Origin of the sequence: Kitasatospora terrestris (assembly GCF_039542905.1) — a bacterium.
Taxonomy (GTDB): domain Bacteria; phylum Actinomycetota; class Actinomycetes; order Streptomycetales; family Streptomycetaceae; genus Kitasatospora; species Kitasatospora terrestris.
The window spans coordinates 1,851,396-1,866,271 of sequence record NZ_BAABIS010000001.1; the positions used below are offsets into that span (position 1 = coordinate 1,851,396).

Annotated in this window: 12 protein-coding genes; 3 read left to right on the forward strand and 9 right to left on the reverse strand. The window is 72.0% G+C overall.

The window, feature by feature from the left end; genetic code table 11:
- Positions 1–56: 56 nt before the first annotated feature.
- The 7 genes from ABEB06_RS08620 to ABEB06_RS08650 all read right to left on the reverse strand — a co-directional run bounded on the left by ABEB06_RS08620 (position 57) and on the right by ABEB06_RS08650 (position 10,608).
- Positions 57–1,100: a LacI family DNA-binding transcriptional regulator gene (locus tag ABEB06_RS08620; protein ID WP_345696216.1), complete on the reverse strand. Its 1,044-nt coding sequence runs from the start codon at positions 1,098–1,100 to the stop codon at positions 57–59.
- Position 1,101: 1 nt separating this feature from the next.
- Positions 1,102–2,832 carry a glycoside hydrolase family 13 protein gene (locus ABEB06_RS08625; protein ID WP_345696217.1) on the reverse strand — a complete coding sequence of 577 codons (1,731 nt, stop codon included), beginning with the start codon at positions 2,830–2,832 and terminating at the stop codon, positions 1,102–1,104.
- 77 nt (positions 2,833–2,909) lie between these two features.
- Positions 2,910–3,740 (reverse strand): sugar ABC transporter permease, encoded by an 831-nt coding sequence (locus ABEB06_RS08630; protein WP_345696218.1) that lies wholly within the window; start codon positions 3,738–3,740, stop codon positions 2,910–2,912.
- A gap of 76 nt (positions 3,741–3,816) precedes the next feature.
- A complete protein-coding gene (locus tag ABEB06_RS08635) occupies positions 3,817–4,839 on the reverse strand; it encodes a carbohydrate ABC transporter permease (RefSeq protein WP_345696219.1) in 1,023 nt (340 codons plus the stop codon).
- A gap of 14 nt (positions 4,840–4,853) precedes the next feature.
- The gene (locus ABEB06_RS08640; RefSeq protein ID WP_345696220.1) at positions 4,854–6,152 is read right to left on the reverse strand and encodes an extracellular solute-binding protein; all 1,299 of its coding nucleotides are present in this window, start codon (positions 6,150–6,152) and stop codon (positions 4,854–4,856) included.
- Between the two features lie 258 nt (positions 6,153–6,410).
- Entirely contained in the window at positions 6,411–7,478 is a 1,068-nt protein-coding gene (locus ABEB06_RS08645; RefSeq protein ID WP_345696221.1) for an aldose epimerase family protein, read from the reverse strand.
- A 178-nt stretch (positions 7,479–7,656) separates the two neighbouring features.
- Positions 7,657–10,608 carry an ATP-binding protein gene (locus tag ABEB06_RS08650; protein ID WP_345696222.1) on the reverse strand — a complete coding sequence of 984 codons (2,952 nt, stop codon included), beginning with the start codon at positions 10,606–10,608 and terminating at the stop codon, positions 7,657–7,659.
- Positions 10,609–10,862: 254 nt separating this feature from the next.
- On the opposite strand from ABEB06_RS08650, the gene ABEB06_RS08655 reads away from it, so the two are divergent.
- Both ABEB06_RS08655 and exaC read left to right on the forward strand, forming a co-directional pair.
- Entirely contained in the window at positions 10,863–11,837 is a 975-nt protein-coding gene (locus ABEB06_RS08655) for a terpene synthase family protein (protein WP_345696223.1), read from the forward strand.
- 103 nt (positions 11,838–11,940) lie between these two features.
- Complete coding sequence (exaC, locus tag ABEB06_RS08660) at positions 11,941–13,464, forward strand: acetaldehyde dehydrogenase ExaC (protein ID WP_345696224.1); 1,524 nt, start codon at positions 11,941–11,943, stop codon at positions 13,462–13,464.
- Positions 13,465–13,568: 104 nt separating this feature from the next.
- Here the strand turns inward: exaC and ABEB06_RS08665 are convergent, their stop codons facing one another.
- The gene (locus ABEB06_RS08665; RefSeq protein ID WP_345696225.1) at positions 13,569–13,724 is read right to left on the reverse strand and encodes an SHOCT domain-containing protein; all 156 of its coding nucleotides are present in this window, start codon (positions 13,722–13,724) and stop codon (positions 13,569–13,571) included.
- Between the two features lie 70 nt (positions 13,725–13,794).
- The gene (locus ABEB06_RS08670) at positions 13,795–14,223 is read right to left on the reverse strand and encodes a DUF6325 family protein (protein WP_345696226.1); all 429 of its coding nucleotides are present in this window, start codon (positions 14,221–14,223) and stop codon (positions 13,795–13,797) included.
- 220 nt (positions 14,224–14,443) lie between these two features.
- On the opposite strand from ABEB06_RS08670, the gene ABEB06_RS08675 reads away from it, so the two are divergent.
- Positions 14,444–14,770: a nuclear transport factor 2 family protein gene (locus ABEB06_RS08675; protein WP_345696227.1), complete on the forward strand. Its 327-nt coding sequence runs from the start codon at positions 14,444–14,446 to the stop codon at positions 14,768–14,770.
- The last annotated feature ends 106 nt before the right edge of the window (positions 14,771–14,876 follow it).

Here is a 14,876-nt window from a genome sequence, read left to right on the forward strand (position 1 = left end):
AGACAACGTGAAGGGCCCCGGAGGGAGACCGTCCCTCCGGGGCCCTTCACGTACGCTCAGCGCGAGTTGGCGCCGGTGGAGCCGCGCATCACCAGCTCCGGCTGGAACATGAACTCCGAGCGCTGGCCCGGGCTCCCGCCGACCTCCTCGAGCAGGGCGTCGACGGCCGCGGTGGCCATCGCCTCGACCGGCTGGCGGATGGTGGTGAGCGGCGGCTCGGTGAACGCTATCAGCGGCGAGTCGTCGAACCCGACCACCGAGACGTCCTGCGGCACCGACAGCCCGCGCTGGCGGACCGCGCGGATCGCGCCGAGGGCCATCATGTCGCTGCCGCAGACGATCGCCGTGCAGCCCTTGTCGAGCAGCGCGTTGGCGGCCGCGTGGCCGCCCTCCACGCTGAACAGGGTGTGGTGCACCAGCGCCTCGGCCTCCTCCGGGGAGGCGCCGAGCAGCTGCCGCACGGCGGCGGTGAAGCCCTCGATCTTGCGCAGCACCGGGACGTACCGCTTCTGGCCGACCGCCAGGCCGATCTTCTCGTGCCCGAGTTCGACCAGGTGCTGGACGGCCATCGCCATCGCGGCCCGGTCGTCCGGCGAGATGAACGGCGCGGCGATCTTCTCGCTGAAGCCGTTGATCAGCACGAACGGGACCTGGCGGCCGGTGAGCTTGGCGTACCGGTCGTGGTCGGCGGTGGTGTCGGCGTGCAGGCCGGAGACGAAGACGATGCCCGCCACCCCGCGCTCGACCAGCATGTCGACCAGTTCGTCCTCGGTCGACCCGCCCGGGGTCTGGGTGCACAGCACCGGCGTGAAGCCGTGGCGGCTGAGCACCTGTTCGATCACCTGGGCGAGGGCGGGGAAGATCGGGTTGCTGAGCTCCGGGGTGATCAGGCCGATCAGACCCGCGCTGCGCTGTCGCAGCCGGGTCGGCCGCTCGTACCCGAGCACGTCGAGTGCGGCCAGCACGGTCTGCCGCGTGGTCGCGGACACACCCGCCTTGCCGTTGAGGACGCGGCTGACGGTGGCCTCACTGACCCCCGCCTGCGCCGCGATGTCGGAGAGTCGCGCCGTAGTCACGATCCCAGAGCCTATTGCAACCATGTCAGACCGCCCACCAAACGGTGCTGTCCGCCGGAAGAATCGCCTCACCGTCCACCGCGACGGCCTCGGTGGAGGACAGCAGGATACGGCCGGGGGCGGCGATCCGGACAGCCTCGCCCGTCGTGTTGACGGTGCACACGAACGAGCCCTCGGCGCTGTCCCGGCGGAAGGCCAGGGTGCCCTCCGGCGACTCCAGCCAGGTCACCTCGGTGCCGCCGCCGAGCGCCGGGTGGGCCCGGCGGACGGCCAGCGCGGAGCGGTAGAGCTCCAGGGTGGAGGTCGGGTCACCGGTCTGGACCTCGACGCTCAGCCCGGCCCAGGAGTCGGGCTGCGGCAGCCAGCTGGGGCCGCCGGGGTTCGGGCCGAAGCCGTACGGCGCCTCGGTGCCCGACCACGGGATCGGCACCCGGCAGCCGTCGCGGAAGCCGTCCTGGCCCTCCGCCCGGAAGAACGACGGGTCCTGGCGGACCTCGTCGGGCAGGTCGGTGACGTCCGGCAGGCCGAGCTCCTCGCCCTGGTAGACGTACGCCGAGCCGGGCAGGGCGAGCATCAGCAGGGAGGCCGCCCGGGCGCGGCGCAGGCCGAGCTCGCGGTCGCCGGCGGTGCGGATCTGGGTGCCCAGGCCCGGCTCGTTGGCGAACCGGGTGGCGTGCCGGGTGACGTCGTGGTTGGACAGCACCCAGGTGGTGGGGGCGTCGACCGGGCGCATCGAGTCGAGCGAGAGGTCGATCACCTCGCGCAGCTCGTCGGCCGCCCAGGAGGTGCCCAGGTACTGGAAGTTGAAGGCCTGGTGCAGCTCGTCCGGGCGGACGTAGTTGGCGGTGCGCTGGACGGTGGGGGTCCACGCCTCGGCGACGCCGATCCGCTGGCCCGGGTACTCGTCGAGGATCTTGCGCCAGCTGCGGTAGATGGCGTGCACGCCGTCCTGGTCGAAGAACGGCATCACGTCGTTGCCGAGCAGCTTCAGCTGGTCGTGCGAACCGAGGTCGGGCAGGCCGGGGGCCTTGACCATGCCGTGCGCGACGTCGATCCGGAAGCCGTCCACGCCCATGTCCAGCCAGAACCGCAGGATGGAGCGGAACTCGTCGGCGACGGCCTGGTTCTCCCAGTTGAAGTCGGGCTGCTCCGGGGCGAACAGGTGCAGGTACCAGTCGCCCGGGGTGCCGTCCGGGTTCGCGGTGCGGGTCCAGGCCGGCCCGCCGAAGATGGACTCCCAGTCGTTCGGCGGCAGCTCGCCGTCCTCGCCCTTGCCGGGGCGGAAGTGGTAGCGGTCGCGCAGAGGGGACGCAGGGCCCTCGCGCAGCGCGCGCTGGAACCACTCGTGCTGGTCGGAGGAGTGGTTGGGGACCAGGTCGACGATGATCCGCAGGCCCAGCGCGTGGGCGTCGCGGATCAGCCCGTCGGCGTCCAGCAGGGTGCCGAACATCGGGTCGACGGCGCGGTAGTCGGCGACGTCGTAGCCGGCGTCGGCCTGCGGCGAGGCGTAGAACGGGGACAGCCAGACGGCGTCCACACCCAGGTCCTTCAGGTACGGGAGGCGGCTCCGGATGCCCGGGAGGTCGCCCATGCCGTCGCCGTTGGCGTCCGCGAAGCTGCGCGGATACACCTGGTAGATGACCGCGTCCCGCCACCAGCCTCTGGACGCGTCGGCGCTCGCGGCAGTCGTCCGGGCAGTGGGCACTGCGGCGGGGGCGGCGGCGGGCCGGGCCGCGTCGGCCAGGTTCTGGGTCATGGGCGGTATCCCTCGGGGACGTAGGAAGCGGTGGGTCTGGGGCTGTCCGGCGGATGCTGCCGGACCGGACCGCAGGGCTACTTGATGGAGCCGGCGGTCTGGCCGGCCACCAGGTGACGCTGCACGAGGATGAAGACGACGGCCGCCGGAATGGCGATCAGCACCGAGGCGGTCGACATCATCGACCAGTTCTGGCTGTACTGGTTGACGAAGGTCTGCAGGCCTCCGGCCAGCGTCATCCTGTCCAGGCCGGTCATGAACTGGGAGGCGTAGGCGACCTCGCCCCAGGCCGTGATGAAGGAGTAGAAGGCGGTGACCGCCAGGCCCGGACGGGCCAGCGGCAGGATCAGCCGCCAGAAGGTGCCGAACGGGTTGAGCCCGTCGATCCGGCCGGCCTCGTCGATCTCGGTGGAGATCGTGTCGAAGTAGCCCTTCATGGTCCAGGCGCAGAACGGCACCGAGATGGTCATGTAGGTGAGGATCAGGCCGACCGGCTGGTTGAGCAGGTGGAACTTGCCGAGCAGCTGGTAGATCGGGACGATCAGGATCGCCACCGGGAACATCTGGGTGACCAGCAGGGTCCACATCAGCGGCCGCATCCCGGGGAAGCGGAAGCGGCTGACCGCGTAGCCGGTGGTGGCGGCGAGGAAGACGCCGAGCACCGTGGTGAAGCCCGCGATCAGGACGGTGTTGCCGAACCAGGTGAGGAACTTGGTCTTCGTCAGCAGCTCGGTGTACCCGGAGAACGACGGCTGGTCGAAGAACTTGGCGCTGGTCTCGTGGCCGGCCGGCTTCAGCGAGGTGAGGAAGACCCACAGCACCGGGAAGACCGCGATCAGCGAGGCGGCCATCAGGCCGGCGTGCAGGCCGGCCGACGCCGCGAACGTGCGCTTCTCGTTGCGGCTCATGCTCCCGCCTCGCTTCGCTCGTCGGTGGCTTCGCCAGCGGCCGCTTCGATGATGAGCTCGCTTCGCTCGCTCATTGTCACCACACCTCGCCTTGCTTGCGCAGCGAGCGCCGGTAGAGCACGGCGAACACCACGAGGATCAACAGGATGAGCACGCCCCAGGCGGACGACTCGCCGAACTGGCGCAGGCCGGTGAAGGCCTTCTGGTAGGCGGTGGTGACCAGCAGCTGGGTCTGGTCGCCGGGGCCGCCGTTGGTCAGCAGGAAGATCACCGGGAACATGTTGAAGGTCCAGATCGTGCTGAGCAGGATCACGGTCGAGCTGACCGGGCGCAGCGACGGCAGGGTGATGTTCCAGAACTTCTGCCAGGCGTTGGCGCCGTCCATCTCGGCCGCCTCGTAGAGCTCGGCGGGGATGGACTGCAGACCGCCGAGGACGGCCACCATCACGAACGGGAAGGCCAGCCAGACGTTGACCAGGACGACGGAGACCTGGGCCATCGTCGGGTCGTTGAGCCAGTCGAAGGTCGGCAGGCCCATGGCGTCCAGGGCGTGGTTCAGGAAGCCCCGGTCGTTGTTCATGATGAAGCGCCAGCTGAACGTGGAGACGAAGGCCGGGACGGCCCACGGCAGGATCAGCAGGGTGCGGTAGACCGAGCGGCCGCGCACCTTGCGGTTCAGCATGATGGCCAGGGTCAGGCCGACCACGAAGCTGACGGCGACGCAGGAGACCGTCCAGGTGACCGTCCAGCCGAGGCGGGCCCAGAAGGTGCTGTGGGCGCCGAACAGGATCTCGGTGTAGTTGTCCAGGCCGACGTTCTTGTAGCTGGCCGGGATGTGCAGGAACTGGCCGATCTGCTTCTCGGAGTTCTTGTCGTTCGCGTCCGTGGTCGACAGGTACAGGCCCTGCAGCAGCGGGTAGCCGACGAGTACCGCGACGACGATGCAGACCGGCGCCACCAGGGTCCAGGCGTACCAGTGCTTGCTGACGGCCAGGCGCAGTCGCCCGGGGGTGCCTGCCGTGCGGCGGGGACCGCGGGCGGGAGGGTTCCCGCCCGCGGCCTCGACCGTCGGCCGGCTGGTGGTGGTGTCCACAGCCATGCCCGGTTACTTCCTTACTTCCAGCCGAGGTTCTTGCGGTAGGCGTCGCCGGTGTTCTTGGCGGCCTGCTCCGGGGTCTCCTTGCCGGAGAGCATCGCGGTGTACTCGGTCACCAGCGGGGCGAAGAGGGTGCCGCCCTCGGGGATCCACGGACGCTGGTGGGCCTTGTCGATCGCGTCCTTGAAGAACTTGACGCTCTCGATGGAGGCGACGTCCGGCTGGGCGTAGACCGACTTGCGGGTCGGCAGCACGCCGAGCTCCTTGGTCAGCGTGGCCTGGGTCTCGGCGGAGGCCATGTACTGGACGAAGAGCTCCGAGGCGGAGACGTTCTTGCTGCCCGCGTACACCGCGTAGGAGTGGCCGCCCTGCGGGGCGCCCTGGCCGCCGCTGCCGGCGGGGACGACGGCGATGCCGAGGTTGGCCTTGTCGGCGAAGGCCTCGCCGCCCTTGTTGACGGTGGCCAGGGCCCACGGGCCGTTGATCATCATCGCGGTGTCGCCGGACTGGAAGGACGACATCATGTTCGCCCAGCCGTCGGTGACGGAGGTCTTCGCGGCGCCCGAGTCGACCAGGTCCTTCATGGTCTTGAAGGCCTTGACGCCGGCGGCGTTGTCGATGGAGACGGTCTTGGCGTTGGCGTCCACCAGGTCGCCGCCCTCGCCGTACAGGAACGACAGCGTCCAGTAGGCGTCGTCGCCGCGCAGGTAGAGGCCGGTCTTGCCGGACTTGGCCTTGATCTGGGCGGCGGCGGCCTTGAGCTCCTCGACGGTCGCCGGGGGCTTGGCGATGCCGGCGTCGGCGAACATCTTCTTGTTGTAGAAGAGCGCCATGGTGTCGGTGACCTGCGGGACCGCGTAGGTCTTGCCCTCGTACTTGGTGGCGGCGACCGGGTTGGGCAGGAAGTCGTCGGCCTTGTCCAGGGCGATGGTGCCGTCGAGCGGGGCCAGGTAGTGCAGCGAGGCCAGCTCGGGGGTCCACGCCACCTCGGAGCGGATGACGTCGGGCGCGTCGGTGCCGGTCGAGAAGGCGTTCTTGATCTTGTTCTGGGCGTCGGCGAAGGGCACGTTGACGTACTTCACCTTGACGTTCGGGTACTTCGCCTGGAAGCCCTCGATCACCTTCTGGTAGGTCGGCGCCTCGGCCTTGGCGTCCGACGTGTCCCACCAGGTCACGGTGCCGGAAACCTTGGCCGGGTCGACCGAGGCGCCGGCCGCCGGGGCGCTGTTGTTGCTGCTGTCGCCGCTGCTGCCACAGGCCGCCATGGAAACGGCAAGAGCCGCAACGAGAGCGGAGGCCGCGATGCCACGCCGCATGTGAACTCCTTGGAAAGGGGTGGGGGTGCCCTGGTCGGGACAGGAGGCGCATACTTGCCTTCGCCCCCTCGGGCTTGGGGAGGAACGTAACAGCGATGCAATCGCTCCTGAAAGCCCTTGCAGCAAGTTTCTGAAAGGTTCGGGCGGATCGTTACGTCCGCGTGTCCTGAGGGTTGCCGCTCCGCGCCCGGACACCACGGAGGCCCGCCCCCGACGGGGACGGGCCTTCGCCTTGCGACGTCTTGCGGAAACCCCCGGTCAGGCGACGCCCGGCCGGAACACCGTGGTCGAGCGGAACTCCTCGCCCGGGCGCAGCACGGTGGACGGGTAGTCCGGGTGGTGCGGCGAGTCCGGGTGGTGCTGGGTCTCCAGCGCCACGCCCGCGTACGGGCCGTACGGCACCCCCGCGGCGCCCGTGACGGCCCCCTGGAAGCCGTTGGCGGTGTAGACCTGGATGCCCGGCTCGGTGGTCAGCACCTCCAGCGTGCGGCCGCTCACCGGATCCTCCAGGAACGCGGCCCGGGACGGACTGCCGTCCGCCGGGCGCTCGCGCAGCACCCAGTTGTGGTCGAAGCCGCCGGCCGCCTTGATCTGCGGGTGGTCCTCGCCGATCGCCTCGCCGATCGGGCGGGCGCGGGTCAGGTCGAACGGGGTGCCGGCCACCGCCTCGTACGGGCCCAACGGGATCTGCCGCTCGTCCACCGGCGTGTACTGGTCGGCGTCCACCGTCAGCAGGTGGCCGAGGACGTCGCCGCTGCCCTCGCCGGACAGGTTGAAGTAGGCGTGGTTGGTCAGGTTGATCACGGTCGGCTTGGTGGTGACCGCGTGGTAGGCGATGGTCAGGCCGTCGGGGGCCAGGGTGTACGAGACGCTGACGTCCAGCGCGCCGGGGAAGCCCTGGTCGCCGTCCGGGCTGTGCAGGCTCATCCGCACCCCGCCGGGGATCTGCTCGGCCGCCCAGACCCGGTGCGAGAAGCTGTCCGGGCCGCCGTGCAGGGTCACCCCGTTGCCGGTCGGCGCCAGCGGGTGCTCCTCGCCGTCGATGGTGATCCGGGAGTCCGCGATCCGGTTGGCGTACCGGCCGACCGTGACGCCGTAGTGCTTGGCCGGCCCGAGCAGCGCGCCGATGTCCTCGGCGGAGAGCAGCAGTTGCGCGGTGCGGCCGTCCCGGTCCGGGGCGGTCAGGGTGTGCAGGGCCGCACCCAGGGTGATCACGGTCGCCTCCAGGCGGCCGCTGCGCAGCGTCCAGCGCTCGATGCCGACCCCCGCCCCGCTGGAGTCGAAGGGTGCCCGGTGCACCTCGGTCAGCTCTGCGGACGCCGTCATCGCGTGGTCCTCCTCGACTCCTCGACCCCCTCGGACCCGGCGTGTGCGGACCCGAGTGATCATGTTCGTTCGTCGGGGCCAGCCTAGCCCGCGCGGGGCGCACCGGGGCGGCGTTGCGCCCCGGTGCGCCCCGGTCGGCCAGCTGTCCGCGCGGACTGTGCGATCTCCCGGCGGTCCGTCAGTCCTGCGGCGCGCCACCGCCCTCGTGCAGGCCCAGCGCGGCGGCCAGGCCCTCCGGGCCGGTGCCGGCCTTGCGGTGGACCGCGGCCAGTCGGCGGTGCACCAGGCTCAGCGGCAGCGACAGCTCCTCCGCGATCCGCTGCGGCGGCACCCCGCGGACGGCCAACTCGGCCACCTCCCACTCGGGTTGGGTGAGGGCGTCCTTGGAGAGCGTGCGCAGCCGGTTGGGCCGCAGCCCGGCCACCGCGAGCTCCCGGCGGGAGCGCGCCACCAGGCCGTCGGCGCCGCAGTGCTGGGCCAGCTCCATGCCCTGGTAGAGGTACTCGGCGGCGTCCGGGATCCGCCCGACCCGGCGCAGCGCCGAACCCAGGTCGACCAGGGCGTAGGCGTGCTCGTACGAGGCCGGGGACTGGCCGAGGTAGCCGACCGCGTCCAGCAGCAGCTCCACCGCGCGCGGGCCCTCGCTCACCGCCGCCTCCAGGCGCAGCGCGACACCGACCGCCGAGGGCGAGCCGAAGACCCGGGCCCGGTTGACCGCCTCGCGCGCCAGCTCCCGCGCCCGCTCCGGCTCGTCGGGCGCGATCGCCTCGGCGAGGTGGCCGGCCCAGGGCGCCCAGACGGTGTTGTGCCAGCCGCGGGCGTCCAGCGCCGCGCCGACCTGGGTGAAGACCGCGATCGCGCCGAGCCGGTCGCCGCGGGCCAGCAGCAGCTTGCCGTAGAGCGTGGAGGCGTCGGGCAGCACCATGGCGGTGCGGTGCCCGGGCGGGGCGAAGCCGTACTTCTGCACCAGCTCCCAGGCGTCGTCGGCCCGGCCGCGGGCCAGCAGGGTGTCGGCGAGGACGCCGACGATGTCCCACTCCAGCGGGATGCCGGGGGCGATCCGCTCGGACAGCCGCAGGCCGCGGCGCAGGAAGTCCTCCGCCTCCAGCAGCAGGCCGCGCCGGAACCGGGTCAGGCCCATCAGGAAGTAGGCGAAGCCGCGGTGCGCGCCGGACCAGCCGGCCTTCTCGAACTCCAGGATGGCGTCGGAGAACAGCCGCTCGGCGCGGGCGAGTTCGTCGGTGTAGGCGAAGGTCAGGCCGACCAGGGCGGGCAGCTCCAGGCCCCAGGTGAGGCCCGTCCAGGCCAGGCCGGCGGGCAGCCGGCCCTGCACCAGGGCGGCCTCCGCCTGCTCGATCGCCTCGGCGGCGGAGACCCCGCGCAGCGTCAGGTCCCAGGCCTGCAGGGCGTGCAGCGCGTGCTTGGCGTCCCGGGTGGCGGGGGTGAGCGGGAGCTGCCGCAGCCGCCGCGAGCGGCCCGGACCGTCCGACTCCTCGCGGGCCAGGGTCTGGTACATGAAGACCGCGATCTGCAGCCGCAGCCGGTCGGGCCCCGGGTCGGCGCGCTCGGCCTCCTCGGCGCACAGCGCGGCGGCGGCCTCCAGGTCGCTGCTGTGCGCCAGCACCTCGGAGAGCCGGAACACCGCGTCCACCCGCATCGAGGGGCTCAGGCCGTACTCGTCGTCCAGCGCGAGGCGCAGCTGGTTGACGGTGGCGGCCGGATCGGTGAGCAGCGCGGAGCAGCCCAGCTCGTAGAGCACCACGGCGCGGACCTCGTCGCTCGGCGGCTCGGCCAGGGCGCGCTTGAGGCAGCGCTGCGCGGCGTCCGGGGCGCCGATCCGCAGGTGCTCGACGGCGGCGCGGCGCAGCTTGCGCACCATCTGGTCGTCGCCCTCGGGGTGGGTCTCCAGCAGGTGCCGGGAGGCCAGCACCAGGCCGCCGCCCGCGTCCTCGATGACGCTGGCGGCGATGCCGTGCATCGCGGTCTTCATCGCGTCGGGGATCGACTGGTAGATCGAGGTGCCGATCAGCGGGTGGACGAACTCCAGCCGGCCGTTCGGCTGGGTGGTGAGCACCCGGTGGCGGACCAGCTCGCGGACCGACCCGGCGGCCTGCTCCGGCCCCTGGGTGGAGATCGCGGCGGCCACCTCCTCCTTGATGTCGGTGCCGAGCAGGGCGGCCGCCCAGGCGAACTGCAGGGTGACCCGGCCGAGCTTCTCCAGCCAGAACTGCCGGGTCTGCCCGCGGGCCGCGGCGGCCAGGTCGCGCAGCCGCGGGGTGGACTCCTCGACCGGCTCGATCCCCTGGTCCCGCACGTCGCGCAGCAGCGCCACGGTGTCGTACGGGGTGCCCGCGGTGACCGCCCAGACCTGCCGGCAGAAGGCGTCGTCCGCCTTGTCGCCGAACGCGCTGCGGACCAGGTCGGCGACCGACTCGGGGCCGAGGGTGTGCAGCTCGTGGTGGCGGGTGGCCATCTGCTGGATCTGCCGGACCAGCCCGTCGGTGTCCTCGGCGAACTCGTTCCGGTAGGCGAGCACGACCAGCACCGGGAGCTCGCGGGAGCGGACCGCGAAGGAGGCCAGCCAGGTCAGCGACTCCCGGTCGGCCCAGTGCAGGTCGTCGACGACCATCACCAAGGGCGCCCTTCGGGGCGCGAGTTGGGTGAGCACGTAGTCCAGGCCGTCGCGGACGCCCTGCGGGTCGATCCGTTCGACCTCGCCGGACGGCGGGGTCAGGCCGACGGCCGGGCCGACGATGCCGTACCAGTTGCCGAACACCTCGTCCCGCTCGGTCTGGGTGAGGCGGCTGAGCACCGGCATCAGCAACTGACGCAGCACGTGGAAGGGTTCGGTGCGCTGGCGCTCGCCGCCGCGGGCGAACAGCACCGTGCAGGACTCCTCGCCGCGGGCCAGCGCCCGCACCTCGTCCAGCACCGAGGTCTTGCCCATGCCGCCCGGGCCCGAGTAGAGCAGCAGCTCTCCGGTGGCGGCGCCACCGGTCATGTGTGCCCGGGCCAGCCGGGACACCGCGTGCCGGGCGGACTCGATCTCCAGCTCGCGCTCGCGCAAGCGGATCCCGGCCGACTCGGCATCACTCCTCGTACCGCCCTGCCCGTTCAGCTCTCCGGCCACCGCCGCGTCCTCCACTCGCCCGTCCCCGTCCTTCGATCCGACCATAGCGCCGTGTGCGTCCGAAAGAGGGACGTTCCCGCAGGCCGGAGGCGTTCGGAAGGGTTGAGCCCGGCCGCCCCGGGCAAATGCCCTGGTACCACTGCCGCCTGATGATGTGATCCGATAATCTGCCCCACGTAGAACAAAGTTGATCTTTGGTCGGCAGTCAGACGCCACGCCGGCCGCGCCGCACCCTGAGCACGCCCGGGAGTCCGATGTCCGACCTCACCTCACTTGAGGTTCCGTTCCCGCTCCGCCGCAATCCGCATTACCAGCACGCCAACGACGAGCACCAGCGCTGGCTGGAGCGCTTCCCGGCGCTCGCCGCGATCGCCTCCGAGTCCGTCTACGCCCGCTGGGACGTCGCCGACCTGGCCGCGGTCGCCTACCCCTCCTGCTCCGCCGAGAGCCTCACCCTCGCCACCGACCTGCTCGGCTTCTACCTGCTCTTCGACGACGGCTTCGACGGCGAGCTCGGGCGCCGCCCCGCCGACGTCGCCCGGATCTGCGAACGCCTCACCGGCCTGGTGTTCGACCCGGACCCGGCGCGGGCCCGCACCGAGAGCGAGCGCGCCTTCCTCGACCTCTGGGAGCGCTCCACCGCCGGCATGCCCGCCCGCTGGCTGGCCCGCGCCGCGTACAACTGGGAGCGCTACTTCGCCAGCCACCCCGCCGAGGCCGCCGGCCGGGTCGCCGGCCTGATCCCCGACCGGGAGGGCTACCTGGTGGTGCGTCGCGGCACCGCCGCGATGGAGACCGTCTTCGACATGATCGAGCGGCTCGACCACCTCGAGGTGCCGCAGGCCGCCCTGCACCACCCGGTCCTGCGACAGCTCCGCCAGATCGCCGCGGACGTCCCCTCCCTCAGCAACGACGTCTACTCCTACCCCCTGGAGGCCCCGCGCGGCGACGTCTACAACCTCGTCATGGTGGCCCGCCGCGAGCGCGGCTGCTCCATCGACGAGGCCTTCGAGGTCGTTCTCGCCGAAGCCCAGCAGATGATCGACCACTTCGCCGAACTGACCCGGCAACTGCCCGACGCCTACCGACAGTTGGGTCTCACCACGGACGAACTGGAACCGACCCGCCGCTACGTCGACGGCCTCACGGCCTGGCTGGTCGGATATCTCGACTGGGAGGAGCGTACGGGGCGTTACGCCGCTCCGCAACCGGCCCCGCACACACCGTAGCGAAGGGCGGGCGACCGGGCTAGGGTGCCCGAGCGGGAGCGACCACCGGCCGCCTCCCGCGCACCGCTTGTCAGGCCCCTGCCATCGTTGCAAGGAGACAGCTGTGACGGTCCACCAGCCCCCCGGCCGACCCGGATCTCCGGTCGAACTCCGCACCCGCTACCAGCACTGGATCGACGGGGGCTGGCAACCGCCGGTCCTCGGGCGGTACTTCGAGAACCCCACGCCGGTCACCGGCGAGACCTTCTGCGAGGTCGCCCGGGGCACCGCCGAGGACATCGAGGCCGCCCTGGACGCCGCCGAGGCCGCCGCCCCCGCCTGGGGCCGCACCCCGCCCGCCGAGCGCGCCCAGGTCCTGCTCCGCCTCGCCGACCGGATCGAACAGCACCTGGAGGCGCTCGCCGTCACCGAGACATGGGACAACGGCAAGCCCGTCCGCGAGGCCCTGGCCGCCGACCTGCCGCTCGCCGTCGACCACCTGCGCTACTTCGCCGGCGCCCTGCGCGCCCAGGAGGGCGGCCTCTCCCAGCTCGACGAGGACACCGTCGCCTACCACTTCCACGAGCCGCTGGGCGTGGTGGGGCAGATCATCCCGTGGAACTTCCCGCTGCTGATGGCCGTCTGGAAGCTCGCCCCGGCCCTCGCCGCCGGCAACACCGTCGTCCTCAAGCCCGCCGAGCAGACGCCCGTCTCCGTCCTGCTGCTGATGGAACTCACCGCCGACCTGCTGCCGCCGGGCGTGGTCAACGTGGTCACCGGCTACGGCCTGGAGGCCGGCAAGCCGCTCGCCTCCAGCCCCCGGGTCCGCAAGATCGCCTTCACCGGCGAGACCGGCACCGGCCGGCTGATCGCCCAGTACGCGGGCCCCAACCTGATCCCGGTCTCCCTGGAGCTCGGCGGCAAGAGCCCCAACCTGTTCTTCGCGGACGTCGCCGCCGAGCGCGACTCCTTCTACGAGAAGGCCCTCGAAGGCTTCGCCATGTTCGCCCTCAACCAGGGCGAGGTGTGCACCTGCCCCAGCCGGGCGCTGATCCACTCCGCGATCTACGACCGCTTCCTCGGCGACGGCCTGGAGCGCACCGCCCTCATCCGGCAGGGCAACCCGCTCGACACCGACACCATGGTCGGCGCCCAGGCCTCCCGCGAGCAGTTGGAGAAGGTCCTCTCCTACCTGGAGATCGGCCGGGCGGAGGGCGCCAAGGTCCTGGCCGGCGGCGAACGGGCCGAGCTCGGCGGCGAGTTGAGCGGCGGCTACTACGTCACGCCGACCGTCTTCGAGGGCGACAACCGGATGCGGATCTTCCAGGAGGAGATCTTCGGGCCGGTCCTCGCCGTCACCCGCTTCGACACCTTCGAGGATGCCGTCGAACTCGCCAACGACACCCCGTACGGCCTCGGCGCCGGCGTCTGGACCCGCGACGGCTCCACCGCCTACCGCGCCGGCCGCGCCATCCAGGCCGGCCGGGTGTGGACCAACAGCTACCACCTCTACCCGGCCCACGCCGCGTTCGGCGGCTACAAGGACTCCGGCATCGGCCGGGAGACCCACAAGATGCTGCTGGAGCACTACCAGCAGACCAAGAACCTCCTGGTCAGCTACTCCGACCGCCCGATGGGCCTCTTCTAGGAGAGCCCCGGCAGGTGCTCGGGTGACGGCGAGGCCGACCACGCGACAGGCCGCCCGCGCGCTACCGGCCGCCACGGGAACGGATTCGCCCGGGCTCCCCCGCGTCAGCCGAGCAGCTTGGCCTTGGCGGCACTGAACTCCTCGGGCGTGAGCAGGCCCGACTCGGCCAACTCGCCGAGCCGGGTCAGCTCGCCGCTCAGGCCCGGCGCGGGCGCGGCGCGGCCGGCGGCGTAGGCGCCGCCGACGACGAGTCCGCGCACCAGGGGCGCTCCCACCGGGCGGACGACGCGGACCGGCCGGATGGGCCGAAGGGGTCGGAACACGGCTGCCTCACTCTCCCGACGCGCCGCGCGCCTCGGCGGCGCGCGCGGCCTCTTCGATGTTCTCCGGCGGGATCCGCACCCCGGAGGCGATCCGCCCGCCCACGTCGTACAGCGCCCGGGCCGCGTCCTCGGCCCAGACGTGTTCGATCAGCACGATCACCGCGACGGTGCCCGGGCGCAGCAGTTCGGCGGCCTCCTGGGCGTCCTCGGGGCCGATCAGCGGGAGCCCTTGGCCGCCGATCCCGACGACGCCCCTGAGGTGCTCGAAGTCGGCGAACTCGCCGTAGGTCGCCTCGCCGTCGGCGTGCCGGGTGACCACCAGCGAGTCGATCACCCGGATGTCGCCGGCGGTGCGCAGCTTGGCGAGCGCGGTCGCGGCCTCGACGGTGATGGTCTCCTGCGGGAAGGTCAGGACGAGCAGTTCGGCCGGCCCCATGCAGGGCTCCCTTCGGTGCGGCGTGTGCGGCGGCGTCGGCGAGGGCGGCCGGCGGGTGCCTACCCGCGGATCAAAGCACACGCACCGCCCCCCGGGCGGCGCCGCCACGCCCGCCCTCCGAACGGCGGGCGCGCGGCTGGCGGGCGGGCGGCGGCCGTGGTCTCTGGGAGTCAGCGCGCCGCCGCCCGGCGGCGCCGCCGACCGCAGGGAGTACGCAGCCATGACCATTCCGCTCGACAAGCTGTCCGATCCGGCCGTGCGCCGGCTGCTGTCCGCGGTGAACGCGGGCGACCAGGGCGCCTTCTTCGCCTCGCTCACCGAGGACGCGACGATGGCGGACGACGGCACGGAGCGCGACCTCGCGCAGTGGGTGGACCGGGAGATCTTCTCCTCGCACGGCCACATCGACGTGCAGACGGAGAAGGGCGACGGGCGGGCGCTGGTCGCCAACTACCGCAACGACACCTGGGGCGAGATGCGGACCTCGTGGCGGTTCACGGTGTCGCCGGACGGCCGGGTGAGCCGCTTCGAGACCGGCCAGGCGTAGCCCGGACCCGGCCGGAAACCCGGCCGGGTCCGCCTGGTGAAGCGCTTCGACAGAAGGTCTGGACACAGTCCAGCAGCGTCTCTAAGCTCTCCCGGCAGGACAGCAT